Source organism: Leifsonia poae (assembly GCF_050632195.1).
Lineage (GTDB): Bacteria > Actinomycetota > Actinomycetes > Actinomycetales > Microbacteriaceae > Leifsonia > Leifsonia poae_C.
The window spans coordinates 3,279,234-3,297,364 of record NZ_CP192580.1; the positions used below are offsets into that span (position 1 = coordinate 3,279,234).

Here is an 18,131-nt window from a genome sequence, read left to right on the forward strand (position 1 = left end):
GATCCCTCACGCAGAGAGTGCAACCATGACGGTGCGACGATGAACAGGGCCGAACGGCTCAACGCGGTGCTCGACCTGCTCGCCGAGACGGGTCAGGTCGAGGTCGACGACCTCGTCGTCAAGCTGGACGTCTCGGCCGCGACCGCGCGCCGGGACCTCGACGCCCTCGCCTCGCAGCAGCTCCTCACGCGCACCCGCGGCGGCGCGGTCGGCCAGTCGGTCGCCTACGACCTGCCCATCCGGTACAAGCGCGAGCAGCACGCCCCCGAGAAGCTCAGGATCGCGCAGGCCGCCAGCGCGCTCGTCCCCCGAGGCGCCGTCGTCGGCCTCGTCGGCGGCACCACCAGCACGGCCGTGGCGACCGTGCTCGGCTCGCGCCCCGACCTCATGGAGCCGTCGCCGCATCCGAATCTCACGGTCGTCACAAACGCCATCAACATCGCGGCGCAACTCGTCATGCGCCCGCAGATCAAGACCGTCGTGACGGGCGGAGTCGTCCACGCACGCTCCTACGAGCTGGTCGGCCCGTACAGCGACGTGGTGCTCGAGAAGATCACCATGGACATCGCGTTCATCGGCGTCAACGGCATCGACCCGATCGTCGGCGCCACCGTGCACGACGAGGGTGAGGCCAGCGTCAACTCGCTGATGGCCCGCAGGGCGACACGCGCGATCGTCGTCGCCGACTCCAGCAAGATCGGCCGCAAAGCGTTCGCCACACTGAGCGGGCCGAAGGTGCTCAACACGCTCATCACCGACAGCGGAATCACGGCCGAGCAGCGCGCCGCTTTCGCCGATCACGGCATCGAGGTCATCGTCGCATAATGCCTGTCACGGTCATCCACTCCGCCCGACTCGTCACCGACGGGCGCATCCACGACGACGGCTGGGTCCGCTTCGAAGGCGACGCGGTCGCCGCGGTCGGCGCCGGTGAAGGCTGGCGCGCGGGCGCAGGCGTTGTCGAGGGTGCAGTTTCTGACTCGGTCGCGGTCGTCGACGCTGCGGGTGCGTGGCTCACACCCGGATTCGTGGACATCCACGGCCACGGCGGTGGCGGCGCATCCTTCGACGACGGCCCGGAGAGCATCCGGACCGGTATGGACCTCCACCAGCGGCACGGCACGACCCGGTTCGTCGTCTCGCTCGTGACGGCACCGGTGGATGCGCTCGCCGAGCGCGTCGCCGCGGTCGCCGCGCTCATGCCCGGCGATCCGCGCATCCTGGGCAGTCACCTCGAGGGTCCGTTCCTCGACGTCGCACACAAGGGCGCACACGACCCGGCGCTGCTGCGGTCCGCCACGCCCGCTGACATCGAGCGTCTGCTCGCAGCCGCCGACGGCACTCTGCGCCAGGTCACCCTGGCGCCGGAACTTCCGGGCGGCTTGGATGCGGTGCGCGCGTTCCACGAAGCGGGCGTGTCTGTCGCGGTCGGGCACACCGGAGCCGACTACCAGCAGACGCTCGATGCGTTCGCGGCCGGCGCGAGCATCCTGACACATGCCTTCAACGGCATGGACGGGATCCATCACCGCGCGCCCGGGCCCGTCGCTGCTGCGACCCACACGCCGGGAGTCACCCTGGAGATCGTCAACGACGGCGTACACGTGCATCCGGAGGTGGTCAGGATGGCTTTCGCCGCTGCCCCCGGGCGCGTCGCCCTGATCACGGATGCGATGGCCGCGGCCGGCTCGACCGACGGCGACTACATCCTGGGCTCCCTGGCCGTGACGGTGCGCGACGGCGTCGCCCGCCTCGCCGAGGGCGGGTCGATCGCGGGCTCAACGCTCACGCTCGACGACGCCCTGCGCCGCGCCGTGTACGAGGTCGGCGTGAGCGTCGAGGATGCGGTGCGCGCCCTCACCGAGATCCCCGCAACAGCCGTCGGCCGCGGCCACGACCTCGGCCGCCTCGCCCCCGGATACGCCGCCGACGCCGTGCTCCTCGACCCCGACTTCACCGTCCGCTCCGTCTGGACCGCCGGCACACCCCTCCCCTGACCCGCCGCCCCTGACGCGTCCCGCCGCCTCACATCGAGGGGTCGCAACACGCCGCCTCCCCCACCCCGCTGACGGCGTGTCGCGCCCCCTCATCGGGCCCGCTCCGTTCCCGCCCCGGCGAACCGCATCGAGTGGTCCCGACTTGCCGTGTAATCACGTGATTACACGGCAATTCGGGACCACTCAGTCGCGCGAAGAGCCTCCGCGACGTCACAGCGCGCGTCAGCCACAGCGCGCGTCACCCGCACCGCGCGTCAGCCGCGCGCGGCCGCCACGAACCGTGCGATCAGCGCGGGCGACTTGACCCCCGGCGCCGTCTCCACCCCGCTCGACACATCCACACCCCACGGTCGCAGCTCCCGGATGCGCTGGGCCACGTTCCCCGGGTCGAGCCCACCCGCCAGCACCCACGGCCGACTCGGCGGCCGAGCCGCCAGCTGCGCACCGTCGAACACCTCGCCCGCTCCCGGATTGGGTGCATCGAGCAGCAGATACTCCGCCGGATGCCCGTCGCCGTCGACCGAGCCCGACCCCGACCCCGACCCCGCCCCCACATAGTCCCGCGCCGCCATCGCCCGGATCGTCGGCCATCCCGCCGCCCGCACCGCCTCATGATCGGCCACCGTCTCCGATCCGTGCAGCTGCACCGCATCCACACCGGCCTCCCGCGCGATCCGGATCACCTCGTCGACCGGCTGATCACGAAACACCCCGACCGTCAGGGTTCCGGATGCGCTTCCCACCAGCGACCGCGCACGATCCGGGTCGATCTCGCGAGGGCTCCCCGGCGCGAAGACGAACCCGACGGCATCCGCACCCGCCTCGACAGCCGCTGCGACCGACTCGGAATCACGCAGCCCGCATACCTTTACCCACATGCTTCTCAGGCTATCGGGGCAGCGGCGCGCGTCTTTGTCATGCGTCCGATCACCAGCACCAGCGCGAGCGAAACCACCAGCAATCCCACGTATACGTACGGCAGCACGAGCAATCCGCCGCGGTCGTAAACGATCGACCCGAGCAGCGCACCGCCGCCGATCCCGATGTTGAATGCTGTCGTGTAGAGCGCGCTCGATGTGTCGCGGAATGCAGGCGACGCCGTGTGAAGCAGTCTCGTCTGCAGCAGCGGCGGAAGCGCTCCGAACGCGAGGCCCCAGACGACGAACGCGGCGATCGCCAGAACCGGCATCGCGGCGAACACCGAGAGCGCCACCACGGAGACTCCCGTGACCGCCAGGGCCAGGATGAGCCCCAGCTGCGGCCGTGGACCGAACACCGATCCAGCGAGCACCAACCCCGCAGCACCGGCGATCCCGTAGAAGAAGAGCAGCCCGCCCACGTTGCCCGAGGGAACGCCCATCGCATCCGTCAGGAAGGGCACCACGAATGTGTAGAACGCGTAGTGACCGATCATCGTGACAGCGGCCACCAGGCACACCATCACGACGGCGATGACGGTCGCGTCCTTGGGACGCTTCGTGCCGCGCGCCCGGCGGGGATGCGCATCCTGATCCCGCTCGACCGCCGGCAGGAACCGCCACACCAGCACCGCGCCGACCAGCATGAGCACCGCCAGGAATCCGAACGACAGCCGCCACCCGAAGACGTGCCCCGCGAACGTGCCGAGCGGAACACCGAACACGAACGCCAGGGTTCCGCCGCCGAGCGTGATCGACACAGCGCGTCCGATCTGCTCCTTGGGAACGAGGTGGCCGGCGTATGCACCCACGATCGACCAGAACATGCCGTGCGCGATACCGCCCAGGATGCGCGAGCCGACCACGAAGGCGTAGTCCGGTGCGAGGGCGGTGAGCAGGTTGCTGATGGCGAGCACGACGAGGATCCCCACGATCATCCCGTGCCGCGGCCAGCGTTTGGTGAGCGCGGTGAGCGGCGTGCTGGTGATGACGACCGTGAAGGCGAAGACGGTGACGAGCAACCCGATCTGAGCCTCGCTGACGTGCAGCGATTCGCTCATGTCGGGCAGCAGCCCGGTCGGGATCATCTCACTGGTGACGGAGAGGAAGACGGCCCCGGCGAGCGCGATCAGCCCCACCCACGGAAACTTGGATACGGCTTTGATCGGCGACGTTGAAGTGGCAGACATGACGAGAATGTCCAACGAACGGCGTTCCCCGCCGATTCCGAGTAACTCGCGAACGGCAGGTCGACTACGCGCCTTTGTGCGCGCCCAGGGCCGAACGACAACCGACGACCACCAAAGAGTTTAGCGGATGCCGTCCAGCACGGTCGAGGAGTCGGTGATCTCGATGAGCGGCGCATACAACGCCATGGCGTCGAGAGCACGCTGGTGGTCGGTCTCGCTGAGCCCGGCGCATCCGTCGGCCGCCACTCTGACATGCACCCCCGCATCGGAGGCCGCGAGGGCAGTCGAGATCACACAGCAATCCGTCGAGACGCCGACCAGCACGATCTCGAGGCTGCCGTCGAGCGCGGCACGGAGATCCTCGCCCCACTTGCCGAAGGTCGTCTCGGTGACGACCTTGTGCCCTCGCGTGCTCAACGACGGCACGAGATCGTAGAGCGGGTCATCCTCGGGAACCAGCGCGAACGGCCACTGCTCGTAGTACGGGATCCAGGCGCCTTCAGGATGCTCGGGCGCGACGAACCGCGTGAAGATCACGTTCTCGCCGAATGCGGGCAGCATCCGCTCGATCACCCCCGCGGCCCGGTCGAACTCCGGGGTGAACCAGTCGCTGGCCGGGTCGCCGAACACGTTCTGCATGTCGATAACGACCAGGTGCGGCGCGTCCTGAGCATCGGTCATGACGCCTGCTCCTGGCGCCGGATCGCCGCGCGGCTGAAGAGGAGCGTGCCGAGGTAGCCGATGACAAGGGCGACGAGCACGCCGAGGTTCGCGAAAGCCCAGTCGCCCTCCTTGCCGCCCAGCCCGAACGGACCGAGCAGATAACCCTGCCAGGCCAGCCAAGTTGCGGAGCCGTTCGTCACGAGCCCCCACCCGATCGCAGTGCCGATCACGACCAGCGAGATCGGCAGCCACCGGATGCTCCCGTAGCGGCCCCGGCGGTCGTACAGCTCCTTGTCGGCGTAGTCCCGCTTGCGCAATTGGATGTCTGCGATGAAGATGCCGCACCATGCCGCGATCGGGACGCCGAGCGTGATCAGGAAGCCCTGGAACGGACCGAGAAAGTCCGTCGCGAAGAAGACGACGTAGATCGCGCCGGCAGTCATGATCACCCCGTCGATCCCGGCCGCGACATACCGCGGCACGCGCAGGCCGGCGCTCAGCAGCGCGAGACCTGACGAGTAGATGTCGAGAACCGCTCCCCCACCAGCCCGAGAACGGCGACGATCACGAACGGCACCAGGAACCACGTCGGCAGCAGCGAGGCGAGCGCGCCGATGGGGTCGGAGGCGATCGCGGTGTTGAGGTCCTTCGACGAGCCGGCGAGCAGGATCCCGAAGATCAAGAGGATCACCGGAGCCAGCGACGAGCCGAAGGTCGTCCAGCCGACGACGCCCGAGCTGCGGGTCGAGCGCGGAAGGTAGCGCGAGTAATCGGCCGCCGCGTTCACCCAGCCGAGACCGAACCCGGTGAGCATGAACACGAATCCGCCGACCACGCGCGGAAAGTCACCGGCGGGAAGCGATGCGACCGCGTTCATGTCGATGTGGTCGAGCACGAGCACGATGTAGACGACGGTCAGAACGCCCGTGACGATCGTGATGACCTGCTGCATCCGCATGATCAGGTTGAAGCCGATCACGCCACCCGCGATGATCAACGCCGCGACGACGACGAGTGCGACCACCTGGGTGGCGACGCCGCCCTCCCAGCCGAGCTGCGTGAACACGGTCGCGGTCGCGAGCACGGCTAGGGAGGTGAGCACCGTCTCCCAGCCGACGGTCAACAGCCACGACAGGATCGACGGCAGCCGGTTGCCGTCCACCCCGAACATCGCGCGGCTGAGCACCATCGTCGGTGCCGATCCGCGCTTGCCCGCCAACGAGATGAAGCCGCAGAACAGGAAGGAGATCACGATGCCGAGAACCCCGACGATCGTCGCCTGCCAGAACGAGATCCCGAACCCGAGCAGGAACGATCCGTAGCTCAGCCCGAACACCGAGACGTTCGCACCGAACCAGGGCCAGAAGAGGTCGCGAGCGCGTCCTTTGCGCTCGCTCTCGTGGATGGTGTTGAGCCCGTTCAGCTCCACGCCCAGAGTCTGGGCCGGTGTGCTCGGAACATCGGGTCTGTCCTCGCCTACGCTCGTCATGCGTCGATCCAACTTCACCGGGAGGCGCGGCGTCAATGGCTGCGCGCACCTGCGCGCACGCGCGTACCGCGCACCAGACACCGTCGCGCGCAACGCGGGCGACCGCATCCCGCTACCCTGAACGGGTGACCGACTCGACCCCCTCGACCAGCACGCCCGCCGAACTCCGGCCGAACCACTGGGTGCTCACCTTCAGTTGCGCCGACATGCCCGGCATCGTGCACGCGGTGAGCGGTGCGATCGTGGCCGCCCGCGGCAATATCACCGAGAGCCAGCAGTTCGCGAGCACGGACACCGGGCGCTTCTTCATGCGGCTGCAGGTCGAGTCCGAGGCGACCCGCGAGGAGTTCGAGCAGGCGCTCGCGCCCGTGATCCACCGGTTCGGGATGTCGCACAACGTCGACATCGTCGGCCGCCCGTTGCGCACGCTCGTGCTCGCATCCACCGCCGCCCACTGCCTCAACGACCTGCTCTTCCGTCAGCGCGCAGGCCAACTGCCGGTGGAGATCCCGCTCGTGCTCTCCAACCACGGCAGCCTGCGGGACATGGCCGGCTTCTACGGTGTGCCCTTCGAGTCACGGCCGGTGACGGATGCGCAGAGCAAGGCCGACTTCGAAGCCCGGGTTCTCGAGGCCGTCGAGGAGCACGACATCGAACTCGTGGTGCTCGCCCGCTACATGCAGATCCTCTCCCCGGAGCTGTGCGAGCGCCTCGCGGGACGCGCCATCAACATCCACCACTCCTTTCTCCCCGGCTTCAAGGGTGCGAACCCGTACCGGCAGGCGCACGCTCGCGGCGTGAAACTGATCGGCGCGACCGCGCACTTCGTGACCAGCGACCTCGACGAGGGCCCGATCATCGAGCAGAACGTCGTGCGGGTCGACCATTCGCGCAGCGTCGCCGAGCTCGTCGCCATCGGGCAGGACGAGGAGAGCCGCACGCTCACCCAGGCCGTGAAGTGGTTCGCCGAGGACCGCGTGCTCCTCGACGGCGCTCGCACGATCATCTTCCGGTAGCCGCAGCATGACCGGACGGAGCGCAGCATGAGCGGATCGGGCGCAGCAGCCCGCCCCTACAATGGGAACGTGACTGATGCGAGACGCGCCGACGACGTGAAGGTCGGCCCGAACGACATCCTCCGGTTCCTGCTGGAGCTGTTCGCGATCTTCTCCCTCGGCTTCTGGGGCTTCGTGGCCTGGCCGCTGCCCTGGAACATCGTCGTCGGCATCGGCGCACCGGCGATCGCCATCGTGCTCTGGGCGCTGTTCCGCTCGCCGAAGGCCGTGTTCCGCATCGATCCGTTCGGCCGCGCGATCGTCGAGATCGTCGTGATGGCCGCTGCCGCCTTCGCCTGGTGGGATCTGGGCCAGCCCGTGGTCGCGATCGTCTTCGCCGTCATCGCGGCCGTGAGCGGCGTCATCAACGGACGCAAAGAGTTCCGATGAGCGGCCTGGTCGTCCACAGTGCCCGCAAAGTGGATGCGGACGGCCTCGTCGACGACTTCTGGTTCGTCGCCGACGACGGCGTCATCATCGCCACCGGCACCGGGATCGGCTGGCACGCCGCCGCGCAGGGTCCCGGCCGCGACGTCGTCGACGCCGGAGGGCACTGGCTGACACCCGGGTTCATCGACCTGCACTGCCATGGCGGCGGCGGGCATCCGTTCGACGACGGTCCCGAGGAGATGCTCGAGGCGCTCGCGACGCATCGCGCTCACGGCACGACTCGATCACTCGTGAGCCATGTCGCCAACCCCCTCGCGTCGCTCCGCGAGAGCCTCTCGATCGTCGCCGATCTCGTCGCCGTCGACCCGCTCATCCTGGGCTCGCATCTGGAGGGTCCGTTCCTGGCGCCCTCACGCAGGGGCGCGCACGACGGAGCCTTCCTCCGGGACCCCGGGCCGGAGATGGTCGAGGAGCTCATCGGAGCGGCCCGCGGCACCATGCGCGTCGCGACGATCGCTCCCGAACTGCCGAACGCGCTCGAATCCATCGGCGTCCTGATCGAGGCCGGTGTGGTCGTCTCGGTCGGGCATACCGACGCGGACTACGACCAGGCAGCGCGGGCGTTCGAGGTGGGCGCCCGGATGCTCGGCCACGCCTTCAACGCGATGAACGGCATCCATCACCGCGCGCCAGGGCCGATCATCGCCGCGTTCGAGAACCCCGACGTGACGCTCGAGCTCATCGTCGACGGCCTGCACGTGCATCCCAAGGTCGCCAAGCTCGCCTTCACCGCTGCCCCCGGCCGCGTCGCGCTGGTGACGGATGCGATGGCCGCGGCCGGCGCCCACGACGGCGACTACCGGCTCGGCGGGCTCAATGTCACGGTGCGAGATGGCCTGGCCGTGCTGTCAGGAACGTCGACCATCGCCGGCTCGACCCTCACGCAGGACGTTGCCCTCCGCAATGCGGTCACCCTCGTGGGCCTCGATCCGGTGCACGCGGTCGCCGCCCTCACGCACACTCCCGCGCACGCGCTCGGCGAGGACCACCGCCTCGGTCGCCTCCACGCCGGCTACGCCGCCGACGCCGTCATCCTCGATCACGACTGGACCGTCCGCCGCGTCTTCGCCGACGGCGTCCCCTCAGCTGACCCGCACTGCACGCCAGCACGGTTCAGGATGCGCTACAGCTTCTGCCAGGCGGGCTTGTTCGCATATGCGTACCGGTAGTAGTCCAGGTTGTGCAGCCCCGACGCGGCCGCCTCGTCGACGATGACCGTCGCGTGCGGGTGCAGCTGGATCGCCGAACCGGGGTTGCTCGCCGTGACCGGGCCCTCAACCGCCCCGGCGACCGCCGCGGCCTTGCCTTCGCCGAAGGCGAGCAGCACCAGATGGCGTGCGCGAAGAATCGTGCCGAGCCCTTGCGTGATGCAGTGCATGGGCACGTCGGCCTCAGTGGGGAAGAACCGCGCGTTGTCGCGGCGGGTCTGCTCGGTGAGCGTCTTCACCCGGGTGACGGATGCGAACGACGAGCCGGGCTCGTTGAAGCCGATGTGGCCGTCGGTGCCGATTCCGAGAATCTGCACGTCGACGCCTCCCGCCGCGAGGATCGCAGCTTCGTAGTCAGCGCCTGCATGCTCGATGCCCTCCGACGATCCGTTCGGCACATGGATGAGCGACGGCGTCAGTCCGAGCGGCTCCACGACCTCGCGTGTGATGACCGCGCGGTAGCTCTCCGGGTGTCCTTCGGGCAGGCCCACGTACTCGTCGAGGGCGAAGCCGCGCACTCGCGACACGTCCACATCCTGAGCGGCGACCTGAGCAGCCAGTGCGCGGTACAGGGCGAGCGGGGTCGACCCGGTTGCGAGGCCGAGCACCGCGTCCGGCGTGCGCCGGATGAGCTCGACGATGCTCTCGGCCGCGAGTTCGCCCGCGGCCTGCTGGTCGGATACGACGACGATCTCTGCCACTTAGCTCTCTCCCACGAGTGCCGCGCCGATCGCCGCGGCCAATGAACCTTCCGGAACGAGGCGCACCCGCTCGGGCAGTGACAGCGACGCCAGGAACGGCGAGGCCTGAGCCCAGTTGTCGAGCACCTCGTGGACATCGCAGAGCAGCCTGTCCCCGAGGTGGCTGAGGCCACCGCCGATGACGACGGTTTCGACGTCGACGGTCAGCACGAGGACACGGACCGCTGAGGCGATGCCCTCAGCAAGCCTAGCCTTGATCCGTCTGGCTTCCTCGTCTCCGTCCGCAGCCGCGGCGAACAGTGCGCGAACGGGAAGTGGATCGTCGGTGCGCCACTGCCGGGCCACACCGGATCCGCTCGCGACGGTCTCGAGACAGCCGCGCTGGCCGCAGGCGCACACGACGCCGTTCGGGTCGACGGGGATGTGCCCGATCTCGCCCGCGATCCCGCGCGCACCCCGCCAGAGCTGGCCGTCGACGACGATGCCCGCGGCGAGGCCGGTGCCGAGGTTGAGGTAGGCCATCGTGCCGCTCAGGCCCATGAGATGGTACGCACCGAGCGCGGCGGCCTTCACGTCGTTCTCGATGCGCACACCGACTCCGAGCCGCCCGGCGAGTTCGCCGCCGAGTTCGAGCCGGTCCAGGCCGAGGTTCACGGCGTGCGTGACGTGTCCGGATGCGCGGTCGACCATCCCGGGGATCCCGATACCGATCGACTCGAAGCCGGCGGCGGGGAGCCCGGTGAGCTCGCCGATCCGCGCCACAGCGGTCACGGCCGTTTCGACGACCGCGACCGAACCGAACCCTGTGGCGAGACGGATGCGCTGCGCGAGACCGCCCGCAGCGTCGATGGCCACCGCATCCGTCTTGGTGCCACCGATGTCGATCCCGAGTCTCACGAGGCAGAGCCCTGTCGGTCAGAGCCCGGTTCGGCGGAGTCCAGGTAAGCGAGCAGTGCGCGCCCGATCAGCCGGGAGGCACCGAAAGTCGCAAGGTCGGCGTACGAGCGGTCGTCACTCGGCCAGCCCATGTCGACGACGAGAACGCTGTCGCGCTCATCCCTCAGCCGGTCGATTGCCGCCCGCGCGAATGCGTGCCGATGGTTGTCCTTGCCGATGATGAGCACCGGCGACTTCGCGGCCAGCACGAGGTCGGGGTCATCGTCTTCGGTGAACACGACGGTCGGGTTGACTTCGAACGCACGCGAGTGCTCTGCCTCGGGATCCGCGGCGGCCTCGGCGAACGGGCCCCAAGGCGCGACACCCACTGCGATGTTCGCGACCGTGTCGATGCGCACGACCGAATACGGCCCCCTGTCGGCCCGCACCCACTCGGCGGCATGCGCCGAGACCTCGAACGTGTCGATCGCCACCGCGATGTCCGCCGCATCGAGCGACCCGGCGACGTCGTCGTCGGGCACGGGGATGCTGTCCTGTTCGGCATGCAGTTCTCCCGCGAGCGCGAGCACCCGTTCAGCGGCTTCGAGCACGCGCGCTGCCGGCAGCCTGCCCGACTCGATCGCCGCAACGATCGAAGCCTCGATCAGATCGAGTTGTTCATCGGTGTTCTCGGTGCCGATGCAGAGGAGGTCGCAGCCGGCGCTGAGTGCGAGCACGGCGGCTTCCGGGATGCCTCGCTCGCCGCTCGCGCCCTTCATGTCGAGCGCATCGCTGACCACGACACCCTCGAAACCGAGCTCGTCGCGCAGCACACCGCCGATGATGGTGGGGCTGAAGGTCGCCGGGCGCTCGGGGTCCACCTGGGGCAGCAGGATGTGCGAGGTCATGATCGTGCGCGCACCCGCCTCGATCACCGCGCGGAACGGACGCAGTTCGCGTTCGCGCAGCTCATCGAGCGAGAGGTCCACCACGGGCAGCACGAGGTGCGAGTCCTGGGCGGTGTCGCCGTGTCCCGGGAAGTGCTTCGCGCACACCGCAACCCCGGCCGACTGCAGACCGCGCGTCCAGGCAGCGCTCTGCTCGGCCACGATCTCGGGAGAGGAGCCGAAGCTGCGCACGCCGATGACGGGGTTGTCCGCGTTCGAGTTGATGTCCACATCCGGCGCGAAGTCGAGGTTGCAGCCAGCCCGACGCAGCTCCCAGCCCACGCGACGCGCGACCGCCTCGGTGTACGCGGTGTCGCCGAGACGACCGAGGACAGCGTTGCCCGGATACGGCGATCCGGCCTCGTAGTAGAGCCGCGTGACGTCGCCGCCCTCCTCGTCGATCGCGATGATCGCATCCGGATTCGCGGCGTAGATCGCGTCGGTCAGCTCGCGCAGCTGCGCCGCCGAGGTGATGTTCGGGCCGAACACGCACACCCCGCCGAGCCCGTCGCGAAGGCGGTTCTCCAGCCATCCGGGCAGCGTCGTCCCCACGAATCCGGGGAGCAGGGTCGCTGCGACGTGCCGGCGGATGCTGTCTGTGGGGAGGCTCTGTTCGGTGACGGAAGCCCCGGTCACCCCTTCACCGCCCCGCTGACGAGCCCGCTGGTCATGCGGCCCTGCACAATGAGGAAGAAGATGATCACGGGCACGGCAACGAGGGTCGATGCGGCCATCACCTGGCCCCAGTCGGTGGCTCGGGATGCGGACTGCTGGATGAATCCGCGCAGCCACAGCGGCAGCGTCTGACTCGAATTCTCCTGCAGGATCACGAGCGCGACCGTGAACTCGTTCCACGCCTGGAGGAAGGCATAGACGCCGGATGCGATGAGCCCCGGAGCGAGCAGCGGGAACGTGATGCGCATGAACGCCTGCGTACGGCTCAACCCGTCCATCATCGCGGCCTCTTCGAGGTCGGCGGGGATGCCGGCGACGAAGCCGCGCAGCATCCAGATCGTGAACGGTACGACGGCCGCGATGTAGATGATGCTGACGCCGACGACGGTGTTCAGCAGGTTGAGGCTGCCCATCAGCTTGTACTGGGCGATGAACAGGCCCTCCGCCGGGAGCATCTGGATGAGCAGCACGGCCAGCACGAACGACTTACGTCCGCGGAACTTGAAGCGGCTGATCGCCAGCGCCGCGAGGAACGCGAACAGGATGCAGAACACGACGGTCACGACGGCGATGATGAGGCTCATCCCGAGCGCGGGGAAGAACGTTCCGCCGTTGATCACCGCCGAGAAGTTGTCGAACGATCCGCCGAACGGCAGCCAGGTCGGCTTCGTGTTCTGCAGCACCACGTTGGGCAGCAGCGACGAGTTGACCATCCAGTACACCGGGAAGATCCAGATCAGCGAGACGACGATCGCGACGATGCTGAGGATCAACCGCGACGGCTTGATGCGCCGACGCCGCAGCTTGCGCTCGTCGATCTTGCCGGTCGCGAGTTCGGTCTGGGCCGGGGTCAGAGTGGTGCTCATGACTCGTCCTCCTTGAGCAGGTTGCGCACGTAGAACCAGCTGATGGCGACAGTCAGGATGAGCACGAACACCGAGACGGCGCTGGCCATCGCGAAGTCGCTCGAGCCGACGCCGAGTTGGTAGATGTAAGTACCGAGCAGGTTGGTCTCGCTCGCGATGGAGCCCTTGTCCTGCAGCAGCTTGATCTGGGTGAACACGCGCAGGTCCCAGATGATCTGGAGCAGCAGCACGATTCCGAGCACCGGCCGGATCATCGGAAGGATGATGTAGCGCGTGCGCTGGAACGGCTTCGCACCATCCATCTGCGCCGCCTCGAGCACCTCGCCGGAGACCTGGGTCAGTCCGGCGAAGACCGAGAACGCCACGAAGGGCACGCTCATCCAGACCACGATCACCATCGCGACGAAGAAGAACGAGAGCGGGTTCTGCAGCCAGTTGTGGTTCTGGAAGTCGAGCCCCCACGAAGTAAGGGTGTAGTTGACCACGCCGCGGCGCCAGTCGAAGAGCCAGTTCCAGACCGTCATGGCCGCGACAACGGGCATCGCCCAGGCCAGCAGCATCGAGATCTGGAGGATGATGCGCACGACCTTGTTGACCGAGTTCATCAGCAGGGCGAGCGCGACGCCGATCACGACCGTGACCGCGGCGGTCACCAGACAGAAGGCGATCGAGCGCCCGACGACGACCCACATGTACGAGTCGGAGAAGAGGGTGATGTAGTTCTGGAACCACACGAAAGGCGCGGGCTGGCCGAACTGCTGGGCGAGTCCGAAGCTCTGCATCGAGGTGATCAGCTGCCACACGATGGGGTAACCCAGCGCGAGGATGAGGATGGCGACGGCGGGGATCAGCAGGGCGTACGGGGTGAACTGGAGCTTCCGCTTGCGCGGGGCGTTGCTCCGGGGCGCGGGGGCGGTCGCCGTCGCGGTGTCCTGAATCGTGGTCACGTCTGTCCTCCTTCCTGAGTAAGTCTGAGGGCAGGCGCAGGGGCGCGGAAGGGTTTTCCGCGCCCCCGCCTGCTAGGTGGTTCGGGTGGTGCTAACCGTTCTTAACGTTCATCAGAGCGTTGAGTTTGGTGTTGTACTCCTGGGCGAGTGCCTTCAGGTCGGTCGAGTCCTTGATCTTGCTGAAGAACTCTTCCATGACGTTGCCAGCCTCGACCGCTGCCCATCCGGGAGCTGCGGGGGTGAGCTTCGAGTTCGATGCCGACTCGATGAGAGCCTTCGCGAACTGGTCGTCGCCGAGCGAGGAGGTGTACTTGCTGTTGGCCGGGCCAAGACCGTTCTTGCCGAGCATCTCCTGGTACTCCTTCGAGAAGATGATCTTCAGGAGGGTCTTGGAGAGACCGGGGTTCTTGGTCTTGGCCGAGATGCCGATGTTGGAGCCACCGGCGAACACCGGAGCCGGCTTGCCGTCGTTGCCCGGGAGCACGAAGGTGCCGAAGGTGTCGTCGTTCCAGGTGCGGACGACCTTGCCGTCCTTGGTGGATGCGTCACCGATCGACCAGTGCGCCCATCCCGGAGCCATGATGGTGGCGGCCGAGAGCGAGGTGTCCGACGTCTTGTTGCCGTCGGCGTCGAGGATCTGGTCGCTGTCATTCAGGTAGATGTACTGGTTCGAGTCCTTGGCGTCGTTCGGCGCCTTGGATGCGTTCTTGTACAGGTCCTGCAGCTGCTGCAGACCCTTCAGCGAGCCGGCGGAGTCGAGCGTGCCGACCCACTTGCCGTCCTTCTCCTTGGCGATGTCCCCACCATTGGCGAAGATCCAGGAGATGCCGTTGCGCCAGTCCTGGCCACCCAGGTAGAAGCCCGAGAAGTCTGCGATCCCCTTCGGGTTCTTGGCGGTGATGGTCGCGACGTCGGTGTTGAACTGGTCGAGCGTGGTGGGTACCTGCACGCCCGCAGCCGACCAGACGTCCTTGCGGTAGAACGCGTAGCGCGAACCGAAGTAGTAGGGCAGCGTGTAGTTCTTGTCGCCGACCTTGCCAGCGTCCACGAAGGACTGCAGCAGGTCGGATCCACCGAGCTCCTTGTACATGTCGGAGACATCGAGGAACGCGCCGACGTTGGTGAAGGTCGGCGACTGCGTGTTGCCGATCTCGGTGACGTCGGGGGTGTTGTTCGCGTCAGGCAGCGAGGTCGTCAGCTTGGTGACGATGTCTCCCCAGTCCTGCTGCTGGATGTTCAGCGTCGCGCCGGTCTCCTTGTTGAACTCCTTCTTCAGGTAGTCCCGCAACGGGTCGGGCGTGTCGGCGCCGACGAGCCACAGGGTGACCGTCTTGCCTTTACCGTCCGTGCTCGGTGCGCTGGCGCCGCCTCCGGCGGAACATCCGGCGAGCACGAGAGCGGAAGCTGTAGCCACAGCGGCGAGGCCAACGAGCTTTCTCTTCATTGCACTGTCCTTTCGTAGTGAATCTGGCTTTCGTGATGGTCGATGTGTGCGATTGCCACACCGTGGTGCTGGGGTCGGGTAGATGTTTGAGGTGCTGTGTTATGAGACCCCGAGTTGTCCTGAGAGGACGAGAACGGCCGCGCCGCGCAGAACGATGTCCTGCCCGAGCGTGGTCATCCGCAGCTTGACGCTGCCGTGGAATTCGGCCATCGTCCTGCTCCGGAGCGTGTGGATGGTCGCCTCGGCGAGAGGACCATCGAGTAGTTCGGTCGGGCCGCTCAGCACGATCTCCGAGAGATTGAGCGCTCCGACGACGGGGGTGAGTGCGATGCCGAGCCGCTGCCCGGCCTCCCGCAGGATGGGCGTCGCGTCCTGGCCGGCCGCTTCGGCTTCCCGGATGCGCTGCTGCAGCTGCGGAACGGCGAGCCAGTGCTCGAGAACCTGGTCGCGGTTGTACGTGGCCTCGAGCCCGAGGTCGGTGCCGACCATCACCTGCCCGATCTCACCGGCCGCGAAGCGGCTGCCATAGACGAGCGCGCCGGCAACGAGGAGCCCGGCACCCACACCGTGTCCGACCGTGACGAGCATCATGTCGCCGGCCGCGTCACCGTAGCCGTGCTCGGCTAGAACGGCCACGTTCGCGTCGTTCGCGACCACGACGGGCAGGCCCGTGCGGGTGTGCAACTGCTCCTGCAGGGCCTCGTCGATCCAGCCGAGATTGGGTGCGGTCAGCACTGTGCCGTTCAGGTCGACGACACCGGGCGAGCCGACCCCGACACCCAGGATGGGAGCGGTCGCCAGCGCGACGAGCGAGTCGACCAGCTCGAACACCTTGCGCGTCGCATCCTGACCGACCGCGCCCTCGAGCGGAACCTCAGCGCGCTGCAGGATGGTGCCGTCGAGGTCGAGGACCGCACCCCGGAACGTTGCGTGCTCGCTGAGATCGACCCCGATGATCTGGTACGCCGTGCGGTTGATGTCGAGCAACACCGCGGGCTTGCCCGGACGTGCGGATTCGCGCTGCCCGAGTTCGATGACCAGCCCCTCGGCGAGGAGCTCGGCCACCAGGTCGGAGATCGTGACGCGGGTGAGACCCGTCTCCCGGGCGATATCGGCCCTGCTGCGCTGGCCGGAGCGGTACAGCGTCTGGAGGACCAGCGAGCGGTTGTGGCTACGGGCATGCTCGGGAAGAACTTTGACCTTGGGACGCAGTGCACGGCCTGGCGCGAAGCCGGGGCTGCTCTGCACGTCCGATGTGGTCATGTTTGTTAGTAAAGCTTACGAACAAAATGAATGCAAGCCCTTCTTCGCGTTTTCGGGTGGGGTTTACCGAGTTGTAACATCGGCGTGCTTGCGGAAACGGGAGCGTAATCTGCCAGGGTCACTCTTCCTCCACAGGCGCGCTCGCCGCGAAGTTATTCACATGCTAAAGGGCTGATCAGCGGCATTTTTCTCGCGTTCGAATGTCGGTGGCTCGTGGTCGACTTGGTTCATGACCACCTCACCAGCAGCCGCGATTCGGGATGCGCTCACCGCCTTCACGAGCCCGGCAACGCTCGGTCGCGACGAACTGCTCGACGCACTGACCACACTCGGCGACGCGCAAGCGGCCTTTCACCGCGCTCGCGTCAGCGCTCACCGCCCCGGCCGTGTGGCTCAGCGTCGACCAAGCCGCCATCATCATCCGCGAACTCGACAAGGCCGCTCCCGCCTGTTCTGTTGATGATGTGGCGCTGGGCGAGCGCCTCCTGGTCGAACACGCGCCGGACCTGACCGTCACCGAGTTGCGAGCCCTCGCCGCTCAGGTCCGCGACCGCCTCGACGAAGACAGCATCCTGCCCCGCGAGCAACGTCAACGGATGCGTCGGTCGCTGACGATCGGCACGACTAGCGACGGAATGACCCACCTCGAATGGTTCTTGGACCCGGAGTCGGCGGGATACGTCGTCACTGCCATCGACGCAATGGTGGGCCGGCAGCTGCGCCGCGTTCGATTCGGCGATCCAGTGGCACCCGAGCCGGAGGACATGGACGAGTCCGACGAGACCCGCACCCTGGCCCAGATTCGGTCCGACGCGGCAGTGGAAGCGTTCCGGCACCTGGCTCGCTGCGCCGACGCTGACGCCGCCACAGGTAAGTCGCCTGTCGCGATGGTTGTTCGCGTCGACCTGGAGACGCTGCAAACCGGGCTCGGCACCGCCTCGATCGACGGCATCCGCTCCCCCATCAGCGCAGGAACCGCACGGCGGATGGCCGCCGACGCCGACCTCATCCCCGCCGTCCTCGGCGGCGCCAGCGAAGTCCTCGACCTCGGCCGCCGACAACGCCTCTTCAGCCCCGCCCAAAAACTCGCCCTCGCCGAACGCGACGACGGCTGCGCCTGGACCGGCTGCCCACACCCACCCTCCTACACCGAAGCCCACCACATCCGCTGGTGGGACGCCCACACAGGACCCACCGACCTGTCCAACGGCATCCTGCTCTGCAGCACCCACCACCACCGAGTACACGACGACGGGTGGCACGTTCAGGTGCGCGACAACGTGCCCTACTTCACCCCACCCCCACACATCGACCCCCACCAACGACCCCGCTCCGGCGGACGCATCCGCATGCCGAGCGCCGCATGACGCCCGCAACCATAGGCCGCCGCCGCGGCCGCAGACGCACCCGCAGCCGCCGTCGCGAAGGCCTAACCCGCGCAGA

Annotated in this window: 16 protein-coding genes and 1 pseudogene; 6 read left to right on the forward strand and 11 right to left on the reverse strand. The window is 67.7% G+C overall.

Annotated elements, in window-relative coordinates:
- The first annotated feature begins 39 nt into the window (after positions 1–39).
- Together ACQ86A_RS16545 and nagA (ACQ86A_RS16550) are read left to right on the forward strand one after the other, a co-directional pair.
- Entirely contained in the window at positions 40–825 is a 786-nt protein-coding gene (locus ACQ86A_RS16545) for a DeoR/GlpR family DNA-binding transcription regulator (RefSeq protein ID WP_431278044.1), read from the forward strand.
- Complete coding sequence (nagA, locus tag ACQ86A_RS16550; protein WP_431278045.1) at positions 825–1,997, forward strand: N-acetylglucosamine-6-phosphate deacetylase; 1,173 nt, start codon at positions 825–827, stop codon at positions 1,995–1,997. The genes ACQ86A_RS16545 and nagA (ACQ86A_RS16550) overlap by 1 nt, the downstream gene beginning before the upstream one ends.
- A 254-nt stretch (positions 1,998–2,251) precedes the next feature.
- On the opposite strand, the gene ACQ86A_RS16555 is transcribed toward nagA (ACQ86A_RS16550), so the two are convergent.
- The 4 genes and pseudogenes from ACQ86A_RS16555 to ACQ86A_RS16570 form a co-directional block, all read right to left on the reverse strand.
- Positions 2,252–2,875 carry a phosphoribosylanthranilate isomerase gene (locus tag ACQ86A_RS16555; RefSeq protein WP_431278046.1) on the reverse strand — a complete coding sequence of 208 codons (624 nt, stop codon included), beginning with the start codon at positions 2,873–2,875 and terminating at the stop codon, positions 2,252–2,254.
- Positions 2,876–2,880: 5 nt separating this feature from the next.
- Positions 2,881–4,104: an MFS transporter gene (locus ACQ86A_RS16560; protein WP_431278047.1), complete on the reverse strand. Its 1,224-nt coding sequence runs from the start codon at positions 4,102–4,104 to the stop codon at positions 2,881–2,883.
- Between the two features lie 120 nt (positions 4,105–4,224).
- The gene (locus tag ACQ86A_RS16565) at positions 4,225–4,785 is read right to left on the reverse strand and encodes a cysteine hydrolase family protein (RefSeq protein WP_431278048.1); all 561 of its coding nucleotides are present in this window, start codon (positions 4,783–4,785) and stop codon (positions 4,225–4,227) included.
- Positions 4,782–6,256 (reverse strand): annotated as a pseudogene (locus ACQ86A_RS16570) (purine-cytosine permease family protein). Before ACQ86A_RS16570 ends, ACQ86A_RS16565 begins: the two are co-directional and overlap by 4 nt.
- A gap of 206 nt (positions 6,257–6,462) precedes the next feature.
- Here ACQ86A_RS16570 and purU point away from each other — a divergent pair.
- The 3 genes from purU to nagA (ACQ86A_RS16585) all read left to right on the forward strand — a co-directional run bounded on the left by purU (position 6,463) and on the right by nagA (ACQ86A_RS16585) (position 8,930).
- Positions 6,463–7,272, forward strand: coding sequence for a formyltetrahydrofolate deformylase (purU, locus tag ACQ86A_RS16575; protein WP_431280471.1), 810 nt, complete (start codon positions 6,463–6,465; stop codon positions 7,270–7,272).
- 69 nt (positions 7,273–7,341) lie between these two features.
- Positions 7,342–7,701 carry a YrdB family protein gene (locus ACQ86A_RS16580; protein WP_431278049.1) on the forward strand — a complete coding sequence of 120 codons (360 nt, stop codon included), beginning with the start codon at positions 7,342–7,344 and terminating at the stop codon, positions 7,699–7,701.
- Positions 7,698–8,930 (forward strand): N-acetylglucosamine-6-phosphate deacetylase, encoded by a 1,233-nt coding sequence (gene nagA / locus ACQ86A_RS16585; RefSeq protein ID WP_431278050.1) that lies wholly within the window; start codon positions 7,698–7,700, stop codon positions 8,928–8,930. The genes ACQ86A_RS16580 and nagA (ACQ86A_RS16585) overlap by 4 nt, the downstream gene beginning before the upstream one ends.
- On the opposite strand, the gene nagB is transcribed toward nagA (ACQ86A_RS16585), so the two are convergent.
- The 7 genes from nagB to ACQ86A_RS16620 all read right to left on the reverse strand — a co-directional run bounded on the left by nagB (position 8,885) and on the right by ACQ86A_RS16620 (position 16,688).
- Positions 8,885–9,670, reverse strand: a complete 786-nt coding sequence (gene nagB / locus ACQ86A_RS16590; RefSeq protein WP_431278051.1) for a glucosamine-6-phosphate deaminase — start codon at positions 9,668–9,670, stop codon at positions 8,885–8,887. The two genes, nagA (ACQ86A_RS16585) and nagB, sit on opposite strands and share 46 nt — an antisense overlap.
- Positions 9,671–10,567 (reverse strand): ROK family protein, encoded by an 897-nt coding sequence (locus ACQ86A_RS16595; protein WP_431278052.1) that lies wholly within the window; start codon positions 10,565–10,567, stop codon positions 9,671–9,673.
- Complete coding sequence (gene nagZ / locus ACQ86A_RS16600) at positions 10,564–12,129, reverse strand: beta-N-acetylhexosaminidase (protein WP_431278053.1); 1,566 nt, start codon at positions 12,127–12,129, stop codon at positions 10,564–10,566. Before nagZ ends, ACQ86A_RS16595 begins: the two co-directional genes overlap by 4 nt.
- The gene (locus ACQ86A_RS16605) at positions 12,126–13,034 is read right to left on the reverse strand and encodes a carbohydrate ABC transporter permease (RefSeq protein WP_431278054.1); all 909 of its coding nucleotides are present in this window, start codon (positions 13,032–13,034) and stop codon (positions 12,126–12,128) included. The genes nagZ and ACQ86A_RS16605 overlap by 4 nt, the downstream gene beginning before the upstream one ends.
- Positions 13,031–13,981, reverse strand: coding sequence for a carbohydrate ABC transporter permease (locus ACQ86A_RS16610; RefSeq protein ID WP_431278055.1), 951 nt, complete (start codon positions 13,979–13,981; stop codon positions 13,031–13,033). The genes ACQ86A_RS16605 and ACQ86A_RS16610 overlap by 4 nt, the downstream gene beginning before the upstream one ends.
- Before the next feature lie 91 nt (positions 13,982–14,072).
- A complete protein-coding gene (locus ACQ86A_RS16615; RefSeq protein ID WP_431278056.1) occupies positions 14,073–15,425 on the reverse strand; it encodes an extracellular solute-binding protein in 1,353 nt (450 codons plus the stop codon).
- 99 nt (positions 15,426–15,524) lie between these two features.
- A complete protein-coding gene (locus ACQ86A_RS16620) occupies positions 15,525–16,688 on the reverse strand; it encodes an ROK family transcriptional regulator (protein ID WP_431278057.1) in 1,164 nt (387 codons plus the stop codon).
- 386 nt (positions 16,689–17,074) lie between these two features.
- On the opposite strand from ACQ86A_RS16620, the gene ACQ86A_RS16625 reads away from it, so the two are divergent.
- Positions 17,075–18,055, forward strand: coding sequence for a DUF222 domain-containing protein (locus ACQ86A_RS16625; protein WP_431278058.1), 981 nt, complete (start codon positions 17,075–17,077; stop codon positions 18,053–18,055).
- The last annotated feature ends 76 nt before the right edge of the window (positions 18,056–18,131 follow it).

Excerpts from the sequence above, each read along its gene's own strand:
- nagA (WP_431278050.1), top strand. The coding sequence starts at position 7,698 with ATGAGCGGCCTGGTCGTCCACAGTGCCCGCAAAGTGGATGCGGACGGC.
- ACQ86A_RS16545 (WP_431278044.1), top strand. The coding sequence starts at position 40 with ATGAACAGGGCCGAACGGCTCAACGCGGTGCTCGACCTGCTCGCCGAG.
- ACQ86A_RS16565 (WP_431278048.1), bottom strand. The coding sequence starts at position 4,785 with ATGACCGATGCTCAGGACGCGCCGCACCTGGTCGTTATCGACATGCAG.
- ACQ86A_RS16605 (WP_431278054.1), bottom strand. The coding sequence starts at position 13,034 with ATGAGCACCACTCTGACCCCGGCCCAGACCGAACTCGCGACCGGCAAG.
- ACQ86A_RS16615 (WP_431278056.1), bottom strand. The coding sequence starts at position 15,425 with ATGAAGAGAAAGCTCGTTGGCCTCGCCGCTGTGGCTACAGCTTCCGCT.
- ACQ86A_RS16560 (WP_431278047.1), bottom strand. The coding sequence starts at position 4,104 with ATGTCTGCCACTTCAACGTCGCCGATCAAAGCCGTATCCAAGTTTCCG.
- ACQ86A_RS16620 (WP_431278057.1), bottom strand. The coding sequence starts at position 16,688 with ATGACCACATCGGACGTGCAGAGCAGCCCCGGCTTCGCGCCAGGCCGT.
- nagA (WP_431278045.1), top strand. The coding sequence starts at position 825 with ATGCCTGTCACGGTCATCCACTCCGCCCGACTCGTCACCGACGGGCGC.
- purU (WP_431280471.1), top strand. The coding sequence starts at position 6,463 with ATGCCCGGCATCGTGCACGCGGTGAGCGGTGCGATCGTGGCCGCCCGC.
- ACQ86A_RS16555 (WP_431278046.1), bottom strand. The coding sequence starts at position 2,875 with ATGTGGGTAAAGGTATGCGGGCTGCGTGATTCCGAGTCGGTCGCAGCG.